This window comes from Streptomyces sp. NBC_01268, assembly GCF_036240795.1.
In the GTDB taxonomy this organism is placed as follows: Bacteria; Actinomycetota; Actinomycetes; order Streptomycetales; family Streptomycetaceae; genus Streptomyces.
On the sequence record NZ_CP108454.1, the window covers coordinates 214,528 to 230,775 of the forward strand.

Annotated in this window: 16 protein-coding genes; 9 read left to right on the forward strand and 7 right to left on the reverse strand. The window is 70.2% G+C overall.

Going from position 1 to position 16,248, the window contains the following annotated elements:
• The first annotated feature begins 5 nt into the window (after nt 1-5).
• Both OG309_RS00950 and OG309_RS00955 read left to right on the forward strand, forming a co-directional pair.
• Nucleotides 6-260 carry a hypothetical protein gene (locus tag OG309_RS00950; protein ID WP_329417393.1) on the forward strand — a complete coding sequence of 85 codons (255 nt, stop codon included), beginning with the start codon at nt 6-8 and terminating at the stop codon, nt 258-260.
• Between the two features lie 432 nt (nt 261-692).
• Nucleotides 693-965 carry a TetR-like C-terminal domain-containing protein gene (locus OG309_RS00955; RefSeq protein WP_329417395.1) on the forward strand — a complete coding sequence of 91 codons (273 nt, stop codon included), beginning with the start codon at nt 693-695 and terminating at the stop codon, nt 963-965.
• Between the two features lie 120 nt (nt 966-1,085).
• Here OG309_RS00955 and OG309_RS00960 read toward each other — a convergent pair whose 3' ends face one another.
• Nucleotides 1,086-2,021 carry a virginiamycin B lyase family protein gene (locus OG309_RS00960; RefSeq protein WP_329417396.1) on the reverse strand — a complete coding sequence of 312 codons (936 nt, stop codon included), beginning with the start codon at nt 2,019-2,021 and terminating at the stop codon, nt 1,086-1,088.
• Nucleotides 2,022-2,371: 350 nt separating this feature from the next.
• Between OG309_RS00960 and OG309_RS00965 the strand changes: the two genes are divergently transcribed.
• From OG309_RS00965 to OG309_RS00975, 3 genes are all read left to right on the forward strand, one after another.
• Nucleotides 2,372-2,986 (forward strand): dihydrofolate reductase family protein, encoded by a 615-nt coding sequence (locus OG309_RS00965; protein WP_329417398.1) that lies wholly within the window; start codon nt 2,372-2,374, stop codon nt 2,984-2,986.
• Between the two features lie 546 nt (nt 2,987-3,532).
• Nucleotides 3,533-4,183: a DUF4360 domain-containing protein gene (locus OG309_RS00970; protein ID WP_329417401.1), complete on the forward strand. Its 651-nt coding sequence runs from the start codon at nt 3,533-3,535 to the stop codon at nt 4,181-4,183.
• 410 nt (nt 4,184-4,593) lie between these two features.
• Complete coding sequence (locus OG309_RS00975) at nt 4,594-5,868, forward strand: ricin-type beta-trefoil lectin domain protein (RefSeq protein ID WP_329417403.1); 1,275 nt, start codon at nt 4,594-4,596, stop codon at nt 5,866-5,868.
• A gap of 206 nt (nt 5,869-6,074) precedes the next feature.
• Here OG309_RS00975 and OG309_RS00980 read toward each other — a convergent pair whose 3' ends face one another.
• From OG309_RS00980 to OG309_RS00990, 3 genes are all read right to left on the reverse strand, one after another.
• Nucleotides 6,075-7,031 (reverse strand): helix-turn-helix transcriptional regulator, encoded by a 957-nt coding sequence (locus tag OG309_RS00980; RefSeq protein ID WP_329417405.1) that lies wholly within the window; start codon nt 7,029-7,031, stop codon nt 6,075-6,077.
• 243 nt (nt 7,032-7,274) lie between these two features.
• On the reverse strand, nt 7,275-7,625 hold the full coding sequence (locus tag OG309_RS00985) for a hypothetical protein (protein WP_329417406.1): 351 nt from the start codon (nt 7,623-7,625) through the stop codon (nt 7,275-7,277).
• 526 nt (nt 7,626-8,151) lie between these two features.
• Nucleotides 8,152-8,874, reverse strand: a complete 723-nt coding sequence (locus tag OG309_RS00990) for an NAD-dependent epimerase/dehydratase family protein (RefSeq protein ID WP_329417408.1) — start codon at nt 8,872-8,874, stop codon at nt 8,152-8,154.
• Nucleotides 8,875-9,599: 725 nt separating this feature from the next.
• On the opposite strand from OG309_RS00990, the gene OG309_RS00995 reads away from it, so the two are divergent.
• The gene (locus tag OG309_RS00995; protein ID WP_329417410.1) at nt 9,600-12,182 is read left to right on the forward strand and encodes an FG-GAP-like repeat-containing protein; all 2,583 of its coding nucleotides are present in this window, start codon (nt 9,600-9,602) and stop codon (nt 12,180-12,182) included.
• Between the two features lie 133 nt (nt 12,183-12,315).
• On the opposite strand, the gene OG309_RS01000 is transcribed toward OG309_RS00995, so the two are convergent.
• Complete coding sequence (locus tag OG309_RS01000) at nt 12,316-12,480, reverse strand: hypothetical protein (protein WP_329417412.1); 165 nt, start codon at nt 12,478-12,480, stop codon at nt 12,316-12,318.
• A gap of 310 nt (nt 12,481-12,790) precedes the next feature.
• On the opposite strand from OG309_RS01000, the gene OG309_RS01005 reads away from it, so the two are divergent.
• Both OG309_RS01005 and OG309_RS01010 read left to right on the forward strand, forming a co-directional pair.
• Nucleotides 12,791-13,195 carry a type II toxin-antitoxin system PemK/MazF family toxin gene (locus tag OG309_RS01005; RefSeq protein ID WP_329417414.1) on the forward strand — a complete coding sequence of 135 codons (405 nt, stop codon included), beginning with the start codon at nt 12,791-12,793 and terminating at the stop codon, nt 13,193-13,195.
• 513 nt (nt 13,196-13,708) lie between these two features.
• Nucleotides 13,709-14,251: a DUF3291 domain-containing protein gene (locus OG309_RS01010; RefSeq protein WP_329417416.1), complete on the forward strand. Its 543-nt coding sequence runs from the start codon at nt 13,709-13,711 to the stop codon at nt 14,249-14,251.
• Nucleotides 14,252-14,278: 27 nt separating this feature from the next.
• Here the strand turns inward: OG309_RS01010 and OG309_RS01015 are convergent, their stop codons facing one another.
• Nucleotides 14,279-14,806 (reverse strand): GNAT family N-acetyltransferase, encoded by a 528-nt coding sequence (locus OG309_RS01015; RefSeq protein ID WP_329417418.1) that lies wholly within the window; start codon nt 14,804-14,806, stop codon nt 14,279-14,281.
• A 171-nt stretch (nt 14,807-14,977) separates the two neighbouring features.
• Complete coding sequence (locus OG309_RS01020; RefSeq protein ID WP_329417421.1) at nt 14,978-15,367, reverse strand: VOC family protein; 390 nt, start codon at nt 15,365-15,367, stop codon at nt 14,978-14,980.
• A gap of 206 nt (nt 15,368-15,573) precedes the next feature.
• On the opposite strand from OG309_RS01020, the gene OG309_RS01025 reads away from it, so the two are divergent.
• Nucleotides 15,574-16,203 (forward strand): class I SAM-dependent methyltransferase, encoded by a 630-nt coding sequence (locus OG309_RS01025; protein WP_329417423.1) that lies wholly within the window; start codon nt 15,574-15,576, stop codon nt 16,201-16,203.
• The last annotated feature ends 45 nt before the right edge of the window (nt 16,204-16,248 follow it).

The window sequence follows — 16,248 nt, forward strand, 5'->3', positions numbered from 1 at the left end:
ACCCGTTGCACCGGCGCGCCTTCCTCACCGCCGCCTCCGTCGCCGCCGGCACCGTGACCCTCTCAGGGGTCGCCCCGCCTGTCGGCAGCGGTGACATCCTTCGCCTGGGCCGGCAACTGGACACCGTCAACGCCCTCGACGCCCAGCGCGCGGGACACGACCGGATGGACCGTCCCGTGACGGCACGCTCGTCAGCCAGTACGGACCAGCGCCGCATCGGGCGCGCCACCGTCCTGGCGGCCTTTCCTTCCGTAGTCTGAACACCTGGCCGCGCTCACCTTGCAGACGGAAAGTCCCTGACCCTTGACCATGCGACGTGTGACCTGCGCAGAGATTGGAGTGGCCTTCACCGTCTTGGGCACAGCGATCGGTGTGCTGACCTACCTCGGCCTCCAGCCGCACAGCGGTAGTGGACCGTCGCGACCACCCGAGATCGGCCGCCCGATCAACGTCCTCGCATACTGCGTGCACGAAGGGTTCGCCTCGTCACGCTCAGAAGGGGACGATCTCCAGGCCGTCAAGGACTGGACTTGCATACGCGCGGACGGAACTTCTGAGCCGATCAAGGACAAAGGCCGATTGTCTTGGACTGAAGCCTGCCAGTACCAGTACGGCCCTGCCGTCGTCGCCACGAACACCGCCCCCGACGATCCGTGGGACACCGTCAGGTGCGTGAACGGCTGAGGAATTCGATGCTGGTCCCGGAGCCGCCCGCTCAGGCATGCGGCGTGGCCGCCGCGCTCCACGAGCGGTTCATCGCGCCACAGGCGCAGAAGACCGTGGCGCGCCTCACGACAGCACGAGACCAAGGGCGACTCGCGCCCGCATTCGACCTGGACCTGGCGATGGGCGTCCTCTCCGGCCCCCTGTACTTCCGCCTGCTCATCACGCAGGAACCCCTGACACACGCGTACATCGGCCGTGTTCTCGACGCCCTCTTCAACGGGACGGGGCCCCGGCCCTGAGGTGGGACCGCTCCCCGCCCGGTGTGTCCTGCGCTGCCACAGTGGGCCTCTGGGTCCGGCCGGTCCGGGATCGCCGCCCGGACGCCTCGCCCGCGCGTCGGTTCCCGGCAGGCCTGGTGCTCATCGTTGTACCGGCGGGAATGCGAGGCCCGTCGGGGTGTTGAGGCCGGTCGACGGGACGGTGGTCTGACCGCCGCCGGTCTCCCGGACGCGCACCACCCGGTTGTGGAAGCCGTCAGCGATGTACAGGCCGCCGCAGCCGTCGAGTGCGAGGCCCAGCGGATCGGCGAGGTCGTCGGTGGTCACCGTCGTCTGGCGCCCGCCGTCGGCCGCCACCTTCACCACACGGTTGTTGCCGCTGTCGGCGATGTACAGGTCCCCCGCGGAGTTCAGCGCGAGCCCCGTGGGCTGGGAGAGGCCGACGGTGGGCACGGTGGACTGGCCGCTGCCGTCGGCGCCCACTCTGACCACGCGGTCGTTCACGAAGTCGGCGATGTAGAGGCTCCCCGCGGCATCGAGAGCGAGTCCCCAGGGGTGCAGCAGGCCGGAGGTCGGGACGGTCGTCTGCCCACCTCCGGAAGCGGCGATCCTCACGACCCTGTCGTTGAAGCTGTCGGCGACGAACAGGTCCCCGTCACGGGCGACGGCGAGGCCCAGGGGCCGCGAGAGCCCCTCGGTCGGGACGGTGGACTGGCCGCCGCCGGCGGCCAGGACGACCACGCGGTTGTTCCCGGTGTCCGATACGTAGAGGCGTCCGCCGGCGTCCCACGCCATGCCGGTCGGGCGTACGAGGCCCTCGAAGGGCACGGTGGTCTGGGCGCCGCCGTCCGTGGGCAGGACGACCACGCGGTTGTTGCCGTAGTCGGACACGTACAGGCTCGCCGGCCCGTGTGGCCGTCCCGGCCCGGTGTCGGTCGCGCCCGCCGCGCCGACGGGTAGCGCGCACAGGGCCAGGAGGCCCGCCGCCGCGGCCAGCCGACGGGCCCATCGACGTGCCGTGGGCCGGCCGGGGAGCTGCGAGGTCACCGCGTCAGGACCGACCGTCGTACGTCTCATCACTCACCCACCGCATCCGGGCGACCGGCCCTGTGCCGTGCCTCCGCCGACCCTAGGGACCGGCACCGGCCGCGACGGGGACCACGCCGCTCCCCCTCCGCCGCACCACTCCAATGCGCGGACTCCTGAGCCTCGCCGGCGCGCACGCGAAGGCCGTGCGCGCAGCCCTGGACCTTCCGCGGGGGCCTGGGTCAGCGGTGTCCCCGCGCTCCCTGTGTCGTTGTGCCGGGCATGCACTCATCTCCACCGCTGCACGGCCGTCCGGCTTCCCCGCCTCCCCCGCCCCCACGGCCGGCGCACGGCTACGGGAGGGGCGGAGACCGCGGGCCCCGGGTGGGGACGGTGGCCGCATGACGCGTGTCGTCGCCGACATCTCGGTCTCCCTCGACGGCTTCGTCACGGGTCCCGACCCAGGGCCGGACACGGGTCTGGGCACGGGCGGGGACGCCCTGCACACCTGGGCCTTCTCCGACGACCCCGACGACCGGCGCCTCCTCGCGGAAGGGACCGCCCGCTCGGGCGCCGTCGTGCTCGGGCGTCACCTCTTCGACGTGGTCGACGGGCCGTACGGCTGGGACGACACGACCGGCTACGGGGCCGGCGAGGTCGGCAAACCGGCCTTCGTGGTGGTGACGCGCACGCCGCCCGAGACGGTACGGCTCGTCGACCTGGACTGGACCTTCGTCACCACCGGTCTGGTCGACGCCGTCGCCGTCGCGCGCGAGCGCGCCGAGGCCGCGTCGGCTGCCTCGGGACGCGCGCTCGATGTCGTCCTCATGGGAGGGGGTGCCACGATCGGCTCCGCCTTGGCGGCGGGGCTCGTCGACGTCCTGGTACTGCACCTGGCCCCGGTCGTACTGGGCGCCGGGACTCCGCTGTTCACGGGTGGCGCGCCCCTGACGCTGGCGCAGCGGAGCGTCACGGTGACCTCGACGGCGACGCACCTGGTGTACGACGTTCCCTGACGGCGCTGCTCCTGCGACGGGGGCTGCCGGGGCGGCCCGTCGAACGGACGTGCCGGTGGACCGGACGGGCCGGCGAGTGGCGGGCCGGGCGAGCCGGCGGGGCGACGGACCGGACGTCCGGCGGTCCTTCGTTCCGGAATCGGCTGTGCCGCTTCCGTGACAGGCGAGACGTGGGGTGGGGGTGGGACCCCAGAGGCGTCACCCGATGTGTCCGAGCCAGAACAGGGCCTTCAACGAGGCGATTGTTGGCCGGGCTCCCCCCTGCCCCGCAGCGTCGGGGCTCCTAGCATTCCAGCACCCCCGCCCGCACTGGCGGGGACACCGTCGGCAGCGACCTGTCATGCCCATGATGCTTCAACTGTTGCCGACTACACCACCCTTCTGCACGACCAGGACCGCAATCCGTACGTGCGATCCGTCGCATCAGGTCACGTGACGGGCATCCGCGCCGAGGGCTCACCGAGCGACCTGTCCCTCCGTCACCCGGACGCGCCGCCGTGCGCCCGCGCCCGCCCGGCACCGAAGCTCTGGATGGGAGAAACGAACATGAGAGTCCCCCTGCTGGTCGCCGCGGCGACCGCCGCGCTGTTCGCCTCGGCGCTGCCCGCACACGCGGGGCCGTCGTCGATCGTCGACCCGCCCCCGGACCGGATCGTCATCGACATCGCCACCGTGAACGGCTCCGGCTGCCCCCTGGGCACCGCCGCCATCGCCGTGTCCGAGGACAACACCGCCTTCACCGTCACCTACAGCGAGTACCTGGCCCAGGTGGGCGGCAACTCCGCCCCCACGGCCGCCCGGAAGAACTGTCAGCTCAGCCTCGTGGTGCACGTTCCGCAGGGCTTCACCTACGCCGTCGCCAGCGCCGACTACCGCGGCTACGCCTCCCTCCGGCCGGGCGCGAGCAGCACCGAGAAAGCCTCGTACTACTTCCAGGGCTCGCCGAGCACCGCGTCGCGCACCCACGCCTTCCGCGGCCCGCACGAGGACAACTGGCAGGCCACGGACGAGACCGACTGGGCCCAGCTCGTCTGGGCGCCGTGCGGGGTGCAGCGGAACTTCAACATCAACACCGAGCTTCGCGTCAACCTCGGCACGTCGAACCCCGCCAACACCAGCTACATGACGATGGACTCCACCGACGGCGACATCAACACCATCTACCACCTCGCATGGAAGGAGTGCCCCGGCAAGTGACCCGATTCCCCGGTCGGCCCCACAGAGGCCGGCCGGGGCCCCTCATCGGGAGGATCCGCGCTCGGCGCACCGGCACCCGACCGCGCGGTGTCGGCCGTCCCCTCACCCCCGGAACAGCAACAGTTCCCTCAGCGGCTGGAGTTCGAAGGAGAACGCGCGCTTCCGCAGGCGCTCCAACCCTCTTGACGGGCTCTTAACTTACTTCTTAAATCATGGGGGCAACAAACGAGTCGCGCGCTCCCCGACCGGCGCGGCATGTCATGCGCACGACATATGGCACCTGGCGCATCGGAGCCCGTGCACGGACTCGGCTTGGATCGGGTCCGGATCGAGCTCGGATCGAGCTCGGATCAGGCCTCGGGAACGCCCGCCCCCTCCCCCCACCCCCTACCGCTGACGGAAGAGAGAGCATGCACTCCTCCCGCCCACCCCGCCGCCGCCTCGGCAAGGCCCTCTCGGCCCTCGCCGGCGCCGCCCTGCTGCTCGGGCTCGCCGCCACCGCTCCCGCACCCGCCGCCGAGGTCGACACCCGCGTCGCCCCGGCCGCGCAGGCCGCCGCCGTCACCTTCAACGAGGACTTCGACGGCCCCGCCGGCTCCGCCGTCAACGCCGGTCGCTGGCAGATCGAGACGGGCGACAACGTCAACAACCACGAGCGGCAGTACTACACCGCGGGCGCCGCCAACGCCGCCCTCGACGGGCAGGGCCACCTGGTCATCACGGCGCGGCGCGAGAACCCCGGCAACTACCAATGCTGGTACGGCCGTTGCGAATACACCTCGGCCCGCCTCAACACCTCCGGCAAGTTCACCGCGCAGTACGGGCGGGTCGAGGCGCGGATGAAGGTGCCCCGCGGTCAGGGCATGTGGCCCGCGTTCTGGATGCTCGGGAACGACATCGGCCAGGTCGGCTGGCCCAATTCCGGCGAGATCGACGTCATGGAGAACGTCGGCTTCGAGCCCTCCACCGTCCACGGCACCCTGCACGGTCCGGGCTACTCGGGCTCCGGCGGCATCGGCGCCGGCTACACGCTGCCCGGCGGGCAGGCCTTCGCCGACGCGTTCCACACCTTCGCCGTCGACTGGGCGCCCGACCGGATCACCTGGTCCGTGGACGGGACCGTGTACCAGACCCGTACGCCCGCCGACCTGGGCGGCCGCAGCTGGGTCTTCAACAAGCCGTTCTTCCTGATCCTCAACCTGGCCGTCGGCGGCTACTGGCCCGGCGACCCGGACGGCTCGACCACCTTCCCGAAGGAACTCGTCGTGGACCACGTCCGTGTCACCACCGGGGACGCCCCCGGCACGGGCGGCCGGATCACGGGCATCGGCGGCAAGTGCGTGGACGTCGCCGCGGCGAACACGGCCAACGGCACCCCCATCCAGCTCTACGACTGCAACGGAACCGCCGCCCAGCAGTGGACGGTCGGCTCGGACGGCACGATCCGCGCGCTCGGCAAGTGCCTCGACGCGGCCTCCGGGGGTACGGCGGACGGGACCCTCGTGCAGCTGTGGGACTGCAACGGCACGGGAGCCCAGCGCTGGGCCGTCAGCGGAGCACGGGACATCGTGAACATCCAGGCGAACAAGTGCCTGGACGCGACGGGCAACAGCTCGGCGAACGGCACCCGGCTCCAGTTGTGGACCTGCAGCGGCGGGGCGAACCAGAAGTGGACGGTCGGCTGACCGGGCTCCGGCCCCGCACCGACTCCAGAGCGGTCACCAAGCACTGACCACCCCGCCCGGCGTCCGACGCCACCTCCGTCGCCCGGTCGGGCGGACATCTCGTCGTCGTCACGCGCCCCCGACGAGATGTCCGTCCGGCCGGGGGTGGTCGGTCTGCCCGTGGAAGTGTTGGAGGCTACCCCTAGGGCCAGCGCGCTGCCTATTGCTCAGGAAGGGGCCGGCGGTCCGTACACACCGGCCAGCTCCACCGCAAGACGTGCGAGCCGCTCCCTTGCCTCCGGCGGGTCCAGCACCTCGATGCGTGCCCCGAGCCCGGCCAGCTGTGTCGCGACGACCTCCGTCGTCGGCCCGTCGACCCGTATCTCCGTCCACCCGTCGGGGAGCTCCGGGCCGACGTGCAGGCGCCCGGCGAAGAGCCTCTCCAGGATCGCCATGGCACCCGGCTCGGCCCGGGCCCGGACCGTCGCCGCGTACAGCCGTTCCTCCAGGCGCGCGGCGAACGAACGCCAGACCGTGGGAAGGTCGAAGCCGGGCGGCCGTACGACGGGCTCGCCGGTCGCCTCGACCGAGGCGACCCGGCTGAGCCGGAACGTCCGCAGGCCCCGCTCCGTCTCGGCGACGAGATAGTCGTGACCGGCCTTGGCCACGAGCCCGAGCGGATGGACGGTTCGCACCCCGAGGGGCTTGCCGGGCCCGGCGTACCCGAGCCGCACCTGGATCCCGTCCACCACGGCCCGCCGGAGCGCGTCGAGGTGCGGCCCCGTGGCCGTGACGTCGGCGCGGGACCAGTCCGTGCCGTCGTTGTGGCCGGCCCGCGACGCGGCCTCGGCACCCGACCGCAGGGGTGCGGGAAGGGCACGTACCAACTTGCGCAGTGCCGTGCGGAGTTCGGGCGTGGTCGACGAGGGGCCCGCCAGCAGGAACAGTGCCCGGGTCTCCTCCGCTGTCAGCCCGGTGAGGTCCGTACGGGCGCCGCCGACCAGCGACCAGCCGCCGCCACGGCCACGCTGCGAGTAGACCGGGATGCCCGCGGTGGACAGGGCCTCCAGGTCGCGGCGCGCCGTCCGCGGCGACACTTCGAGTTCGGCGGCGACCTCGGCCACGGTCACACGGGTACGCGTTTGGAGGAACAGCAGGGTTGCCACCAGGCGATCGGCTCTCATGCCGACCATTCTCTTTCTGAAAGCGGCCAGGAGATGACCTGTTTCGGCTTCCAGGATGAGGTCATGACGCACACCGTGTGACGGTGCGCCGTTCGGGGCCGCGGTCGACGTCGACGAGGACGCGCCGGCCATCGACCGCCTCGTAGCGTGGTGTGGACGCAAGCCGTGATCAGCCTCCGAAACGAGGCATGACGGCGTCGGCCCCGTCCTCGGACGAGGACGGGGCCGACCGGGGGCTTTCGGTCAGAGGTTCTTCCAGCTCGAGCAGCCCTTGTTGTCCTCGCAGACCCGGATCGATGTCACGCTGGACCAGTACGTGACGGAGGAGCCAGTGGAGTCGTGTCCGGTGCCATCCCACTGGGACAGGTGACTGCCGTCCGCCAGCCGGAAGTCCGCGAAGACCCCGTTGCCGTCGGACTCGCCGTCGTAGACGTAGACGTTGCTGCCGTTGGCCACGGCGAAGTCGTCGCCGTGCCAGACCTCGGCGTAGCCGAGGGTCGATGCGGACGCCGACGTGGTGACGGCGAGAGTGGCGGCGGCGACACCGATGGCGATGGCCGCGATCTTGCCCGCAAGGGGCTTCTTCGTTGTCATGCCGTGGACGCTAGTAGGGGCTGATCGCCCCCTGTCATACCGCTTCGCGTCGTCTGGGAAGGCCTCTGGAACAGGTCGTTCGCCGGTCGGGCGCCGGCTGCCCACCGGTGGTATCCGACCGCAAACGAACCGCAAGGCGCGTCAGCAGTGGCGATGACGCCGACGCCCTGACCGGCGCAGCGGTGCCGCTTGACACGATTCAGCCGGAGCCGGGGCGCCCCGCACCGTTCCGCGCGGCGTGAACTGGGCGTCGTGACACCCCGTCGGGCCTCTGTCCGCCCGCGCCGAGTGAGGCCTTACGGGCCTGGCGGTCATCCGGCGCCCTGAGCCTCGGTGTCCAGGTGCCGAGGGTCGGCCGGAACGGGCAGAGTCCCCGGCCGGCTCCCCGCCGTACGCGGAGTCAGGACCCGCCCAGCCTCTTCTTCGACAGGGTCACCGTCGGGGGACGTGCGCGGAGGCGAGCCGGCGCACGTGGCCGTCGCGGTGGTTGACCTACCTGGCCGGGGTGTTGTCGCCGGACGTGTGGTCAGCGGCGTCGTGGTTCCCAGCGCAGCACGTCGCGGGCCTTGGCGGGGCTCCAGCGTCCGTCTTGGTCCGTGCCGGTGATGTGGAAGACGTCGAAGCCGTCGCGGTGCTCGAGGGCGGCCAGCACGGCTCGTGCCAGGTCGTCGGCGGCCAGGGCGTGGACCGGTGCACCGTCCGCGGTGTGGGTCCTGGGTGGTTGGCCGGGCAGTGCCCAGGCGGGCCATGCCTGGTCGGTGGTCGGCCAGGCCAGACGCAGCACGGTCACCGACATGTCCCACTCGAAGGCGGCGGCGTGGCAGACCTGTTCGGCCAGGCGTTTCGTCAGGCCGTACAGGTCGGTGGCGTCCGGCGGCACCGATTCGTCGAGGCGGCGTGTGGTGAGGTCGCGGTAGACGGAGAGGCTGGACAGGTGCACCGCGTGGGGGACGCCGGCCTCGTGGGCGGCGGCCAGGGCGAGGTGGACGGAGGTGACGTTGACTTCGAAGGCGTGCGCGGCGTCGGCCAGCTGGTGGCCGGCGGGGTTGGCGAGGGCGGTGTGCAGGATGACGTCGGCGCCGACCATGGCGGCGGCGAGGTCGTCCGGATCGGTGGCGGATCCGGTGCGGTGGGTGTGGGCGCCGGTGCTGGGCCGCGGGTCGAGCACGGTGACCTCGTGCCGAGCGGCCAGGGCGGGGAGGATCAGCCCTGCGACGTAGCCGCCACACCCGATCACCAGGACGCGCATGCCGCCACGCTAGCAGCCGGGTACGCGCGCCGGGGAGACGGAGGATCCGGAGCTCTCGTTCTCCTTCGTGAGGACGAGCGGGCCGAAGGGGGGAGGGCGAGGGCAGGTCGTCGCCGTCGGCCGCTGCCGTCTCCCGCCAGTGCGCACCTGCCCCGTCTCCCGACCTGTCGGATCCGGTCGGCAGCTCCTCGGGCCGTCCAACGCGACACGGTCCCTCCACACGGTCCATGCGGTGCCGGCAACGGAGAGACCGCTGTACCGCTCACACGAGAACGATCAGGACACGACGCAGTCGACGGCTTCACGGCCGAGGACCGTTCACGCCGTCTACCGGACTCTCCGCGCCAACCGGGATGTCCACACCCGACCGGGCGGCCGTCCCACGGAGCCTCCGGCGATCCGGAGATCGATGCCCTCACCTGCACGACTGCGCCGACAGCCCCGCTGGGGCCGCCTTCGCGCACAAGGTGGCGACGACTCAGGTGAGAAGCCGGCCCGCTTGACCTGACCCCGTGCAGTGGACCATGGTCACCCGGGCCTCGGTGATCCCCATCGACCCGCATACTTCACGCCGCCGGCTAGGCCGGCATCAGTCTCGACCACCGCCCCTTCCGCCGAAGGCCTCTGCACCGGCGGCGGTCCCCGCAAGCGACGAAGCGACGAAGCGACGAAAGGCAGTTCCTGTCATGCCTGGCACAACATTCAGACTCACGAGGACGAGGTCCGTGGCGGCCGCCCTCGTGATCGGGCTGGCCGCCACCGGACTCGCGGCGACGCCCGCGAGCGCCGCTGACACGATCTATCCCTCGTTCAGCAGCGCATTCAACAACGCCGGCATCGCGACGAACGCCAATCCGAGCATCGCCGACCTCGACGGCGCGGGCAACAGCCTGTCCGCCGACGCGCTCAACGCCGCCGGCTGGACCCGCGGAGCGAACGTCACCGTCAACGCCACCACGTACACGCTCCCCGACGTGGCCCCCGGTCAGCCGGACAACATCATCGCCGACCAGCAGACCGTCCCCGTGTCCGGTTCCGGCAATGCCCTCGGATTCCTGCTCACCTCGACCGGTGGCGCGGTGAGTGGCTCGGGGGAGGTCCACTACAGCGACGGCACCACCTCGGCATACGATCTCGACAAGGTCGGAGACTGGGCCACAGGCAGCTCCGTCGTGGCCGCTGTCGTCCTGAACCGCTCTGCGCGGGCCACCACCCCGGTGAATCTCTACGCAGTGACCGTTCCGATCACCCAGAGCAAGACCGTCAGCGCCGTCACCCTGCCGGCCGCCACCGCCGCAAAGCGCCTGCACGTCTTCTCCGCTGCGGTGCGGAGCACCCCGGCAGCACCTGGAGGCGACTTCTGGACCGGGAGCTGGGGCACGGCCTTCAGTTCTGCCTATACCACCACGAAGATGGGGGCCGCGTACCCCGACTGGACGAACCAGACCTTCCGCATGGTCGTCAGTCCTCATACGAGCGGTACCACGGCCCGCCTGCGGTTCGCCAACACCTTCTCCCCCAGTCCTCTGAAGCTCGGGCATGTCACGGTGGCCACACAAGCCGCGGGAGGAAGCGCCACGCAGACCCCGGCCACCCTGACCTTCCGGGGCAGCCAGCAGGCGACCATCCCCGCGGGTGGCGAACTCGTCAGCGATCCGGTTCCCTTCCCCGTCACGGCCGGGAAGAGCCTGCTGGTCAGCTACCACCTGCCGGGGTCCGTGAAGGTGTTCTCCTACCACGGGTACGCCAAAGCGACCTCGTACACCACCGCCTGGCAGGGTGGTGATCACACCACGGACGTGAGCGAGACCGCTTTCACCAAGAAGGACCTCACGTTCTGGGGGCTGCTCAACGGCATCGACGTCGCCACCAGCGGCAATCCGGGAACCGTCGTCGCCCTCGGTGACTCCCAGACCGACGCCGCACGCAGCACCACCAACGCCAACCGGCGTTGGCCCGACTTCTACGCGGCCTTCCTCAGGGAGAAGGGCGACGGCAGCGGAGTCCTCAACGCCGGCATCAGTTCCAACCGGCTCATCAAGGATCCCGAAGATCACCCGGACAGGGGGCCCAGTGCGCTGAACCGCCTCGACCGTGACGTCTTCGCCCAGCCCAACGTCCGCGAGGTCGTCCTCTACGAGGGCGTCAACGACATCGTCCACGAGGGAGCATCAGCCGCGGACGTCACGGACGGCATCAAGAAGCTCGCCGCCCAGGCACGCGCCCGTGGAATCCGCGTCACCGTCGCCACCATCCCCGGGTTCTCCGGCTACACCGCCTACCCCGCTCTCTACGCGTCCTCCAACTTCCGCATCCACGAAGCGGTCCGCCAGTCGGTGAACGCGTACATCCGCACCACGGGCGACATCGACGCCTACGTCGACTTCGACCTCGCCACCCGGGACACGGACGACCCCTACGCGCTCCGCAGCACGTACGCACTCGCCGAGGAGGGCGAAACGACCGACTGGCTGCACTTCAACGACGCCGGCACGGAGCTCCTCGCGCGTACCCTCGCCGACCGTTCCAACGGTGTGCCGTTGCCGATGGGGGAAACCGTGTCAGCCGACTTCAACGGCGACTCGATCTCCGACGTCCTCGCCCGACACGACCCTTCGGGCGCGCTGCAGATGCGGCTCGGCCTCGGCGACGGCAGCTTCGCCGCCCCCACCCATGTGACCAACGGCTGGCAGGACTTCTCCGAGACCGTCGCCGGGGACTTCAACGGCGACCACAAGGCGGACATCCTGGCCCGCTACGACGGCCCCGCCCGTCAGGGCGCCCCTCCCAGGGGCACCCTCCGCATCTGGACCAACCGGGGCGACGGCACCTTCAACGCCCCCACGACGGTCACCGAGGACTGGGAGTTCACCCAGACCACCGCCGCCGATTTCGACGGCAACCACACGACCGACCTCATCGCCCGCGACGCCGCCGGCAACCTCAAGATCTGGTCCGGCCTCGACACCGGCAAGTTCCTGGGCCCTTGGCAAGTCACCGCGGGCTGGAACTTCACCCAGACGACCGCGGCGGACTTCAACGGCGACGGCGCGGCCGACATCATCGCTCGTGAGCCCACCTCGAACCGGCTCAAGATCTGGACACACAACAAGGAGGGATACTTCAACGCCCCGACCAACGTCACCGGCGGCTGGAGCTTCGGCCAGACCACCGCAGCCGCTGACCTCGACGGCGACGGCAAAGCCGATCTCATCGCCCGGGACGACACCACCGGCATCCTGAAGGCGTGGTCAGGCCGAGGCGACGCCACCTTCACCACCGCCAGCAACGTGATCGAAGGCTGGTAGCCCCCACCGGACGACACGCCCTCGGCTCCCCCATCGAACAGCGGCCCAGGCCAAACTGCGCCCGGCACGCAGGGCGCAGCTGAACCCCACCCCCACACAGGCCACCGCGGAGGCAGCCCGCCGTCAGCTCGGGTCAGGCGACCCGCTGGCGCGCGGGCGCCTTCCGCGTCTTCACCCCTCCGATGACGAGCGCCAGCCCCACGGCCACGATGCCGAGGTAGGCGGAGGACGGCAGGTCGACGAGTTTGTGCATCCAGCCCCACTCCGTGCCGAAGAAGGTCTGCGAAGCGAAGCTCACGAGCCCCTGGGCTCCTACGACGTAGCCGATGCTTTCGAGGGTGTATCCGATGGTTGTCCGCACAGGTCAACCCTCTCGCGGCGGTGCCTCAAGATCGTCCTTCGTAGGGTCGAGAACGCAGTAGGCCAAAGGATGCAGACCGAGTGCTCGAAGCCATCCGCCAGGAAGCCGAAGCCCTGACCGATGCCGTATCAGGGTTCTCGCCCCGGGCTGACGTAGTCTCCCGTCCGTGACCTGACCATCCGGCAATCACCCGGTACGCGGGCGCAGCGTGTGTGCGTCCGCCCGCCGTCTTGTATGAGGAGGACTTGTGCGACGTGGTGAGGTCTGGTGGGTCGAGTTCGACGAGCGGCGGCCGGCCGTACTGCTGTCGGGAGACAGTGCGTCCGGGGTCCGGGTGATGCAGGTCGTCGCCCCGGCGGGTGTCGACATCAGCGGTCTCGGTGTCGAAGTGGCCGTGGGCGCCATGGAGGGGCTGCCCTTCGAAGGTGTGCTGCGGCTCGCGTTCCCGCGCCCGGGTTTCATCCCCTGTACGTGGCTGACCACGGTGTCCCGGGACGAACTGATCGAGCGGGCAGGCGTCCTGCCCTCCGCGAAGCTTCGTGAGATCGAGGAGGCCCTCCGACTCGCCGAGCAGGCGCGGGAGCGGACCCCGGAGGCGACCGCGAAGCTCAGTGAGATAAGGGACGCTCTTCTTCTCGGCGACCGCGGGTAGGCGGAGCGGGAACGAACGCGCGTCGGCGATGACGTCGTCGCGCCTCGTCCAGGTGACGGTACCTCGGTCCCGTCAGGGCGTTACAGCCCCCAGCGCGTCGCGCCTCGTCCATGCCGGCCCCGCGCGGCTCCCATGGCACTGCGTCCCGGTCCTCTGGCGACGCGCTGGTGGAATCGCCTTCCGACTCGTCGGCCGAAGCGCCTTCCGACGGACCCGGGCGGCGTGTTGCTCGTGATCGCCGGTACCCCGCAGCCTGCCCCTCCGGCACCGCCCCCGAACCCGGAATGCCCGGTACAGGAGGGCACTTGGGCTGGGAAAACGCAACTTGGACAGGGTCTGCTGAGGCAGCTACCTTCACCTGGTCCGCGGCGATCACGCATGGTCGCCCAGGAGTTGTTCGAGGCTGAGCAGCGCGCGACGGGACGAGTCGGTCGATCACGCCCCACGAGTCGTCGCCCCGTGCGCATGCCACCGAACCTGGTCCGCACCAGGCGCCCCCAACCAAGGAGAGACATGCCCCGCCTCGCGCTGTACACATTCGGCGTCCTGAAGTCACCTCTCACCGATCCCACACCCCTCACGCGCGAACTCCAGGACGCCGGCAAGGCCATCTACCAGAAGATCGGACAGCATCCCGGGTACCTCACTCGCGCCCAAGCGGCAGACAGCACCCTGGGCACCCACTTCGACCTGGACTGGGGTGCATGGGGAGAGTTCGCCGTACCGACCTGGTACGGCAAGGGCCGAGCGGCGGGAACCACCGCCCTGGACGCCACCCTCTCGCTCTGGACCGACCCGCACTCGGCCTTCGACGCCATCTACACCGGTCTGCACCGTGCGGCTCTGAACAGGCGTTACGACTGGTTCGAGAGGACGGGACACCCGAGTTACGTACTCTGGTGGGTTTCTGACGAGGCGATACCCGCCTGGCAGGACGGGGTTTCCAAGCTGGAACACCTCCACGAGCACGGCTCCGCGCCGCACGCCTTCACCTTCCACCACTCCTTCGCCCCGGACGGAACTCCGACCGAGATCAAAGGCATCGGGTCGAAGTGACCCGCGCCTCGTCGGCATGGTCGGTTCTCATGCGTTCCCGGGTTGTGTCACCAGATCACGGGCCATGCGCACGTTGGGCAACCTGCCTCGCCACAGCTCGCGCTCACCCGTGAGCTCGAACCCGTATCGCTCGTAGAACCGGACCGCTCTCTCGTTGTACTCAGTCACCCACAAGCGCATGGGGACATCGTCCGCCCATGCCAGGAACTCGTCCATCAGCCGGCGGCCGGTGCCCTGGCCTTGGGCTTCGTCCAGCAGGTACATCGGTCCGAGACCGACCACGGTGTCCCGGCGGCCGCAGAGGACTCCGACGATCTGCGCCCCGGAACGGACGACGCGGCAGAACAGCAGCTCTGGGTGACGTATCACCTCCTCGATGAACTGTTGCCACTGCCCTATGCCCTCCGCGGAGACAGCAGACCCTCGTTGCTCGAGAATCCATGTCTCATCAACGCCGGCGTCTTCGTTCGGGTAGGTCTGGAGCCAGGCCGTGAGCAACATACGGCCCACGGATTCAGCATCGCCAGGGTCGGGCACTTCGATCTGGTGAACCATGCGGTCATTCTCATGGTGCGACCGAGCCACCGCATGCGGATATGCCCGAACCGTCAGCCGGGCGACGAAGCGCCGCTCGACGAGGGGCAGTTCCTTCAGCCGAGGTCACGGTGGGGCACTGGGGGCGCAGGCCGCACCCCGGGGACGGGGTGCGGCCCGCAGCGCAGGTGCCTACGCGGTCCAGCCGCCGTACGGCACGGTGATCAGCTCCATGGCATGGCCCGCGGGGTCCATGAAGTACACCCCGCGGCCGCCGTCGTTGTGGTTGATCGCGCCGGGCTGCTGCCGCTGCGGGTCGGCATAGTGCTCGACGCCGAGCTCGCAGATCCTCCTGTACGCCGCGTCGAACTCCTCCTCGGAGACCAGGAAGGCGTAGTGCTGCATCACGATGTGGTCCGCGGGGATGGTGGCGAAGTCCAGCGTGACGCCGTTGCTCAGGCGGACCGCGATGAACGGGCCCCACTCTGCGGTGATCTCAACGCCCAGCAGGTCCACGAAGAACTGGGCGGACTCCCGGTTGTCCCGGGCATGGACGATCGTGTGGTTCAACTCGACTGACAAGGAATGCCTCCGAAGGCACCTTCTGACACCTCCATGCCTCACCCAGCCGGTGATCGACACGCGATGTCCCGGTAGATCCTAGCCGACCTTGTCAACGAGACGTCCATGTGCGGCGTCAGGGGTTCGATCCGCTCCCCCACCCCGTCCGCCACCTCATCTCGGCCCGCCACAAGACCACTGCCCCGACCGGCTATAGGGTCCGTCCTGTGGCGAATCATCGGGACGAGACCAAGGCGGCCTACGACGGTGTCGTCGAGCTGTACGCGTCGCTGTTCGCGGACCGGCTGGAGGCACGGCCGTTCGCCCGGGCCATGATCGGCACCTTCGCCGAACTGGTGCGCGCGACGGGCAACCCACGGGCGGCGGACGTCGGGTGCGGGCCCGGACATCTCACGGCCATGCTGAACGAACTGGGCCTGGACGCCTTCGGGCTCGACCTCTCTCCGGGCATGATCGACCACGCCCGCCGGGCCCATCCGGGGCTGCGCTTCCAGGAGGCGCGGATGGAGTCCCTGCCGATCGAGGACGGTGCGCTCGGAGGCGTACTGGCCCACTACTCGATGATCCACACCCCTCCGCGGGAACTGCCGGAGCTGCTCGACGAACAGGCACGCGTCCTGGCCCCGGGCGGCCTGCTCCTGGTCTCCTTCTTCGGGACGGACGGACCGGAGCCGATCCGATTCGACCACAAGGTGACGCCTGCCTACAGCTGGCCGGCGGACGACCTTGCCGGACTACTGGCCGACGCCGGTCTCGTGCCCTTCGCCCGGCTGCTCCACGACCCGGCCACCGAACGGGGCTTCCTCGACTCCCACCTGCTGGCCCGCCGTTCGTAGGGCCCGTCCCCGCACTGCCGGCTCGGAAGGCCGGTCGCTGTCCGA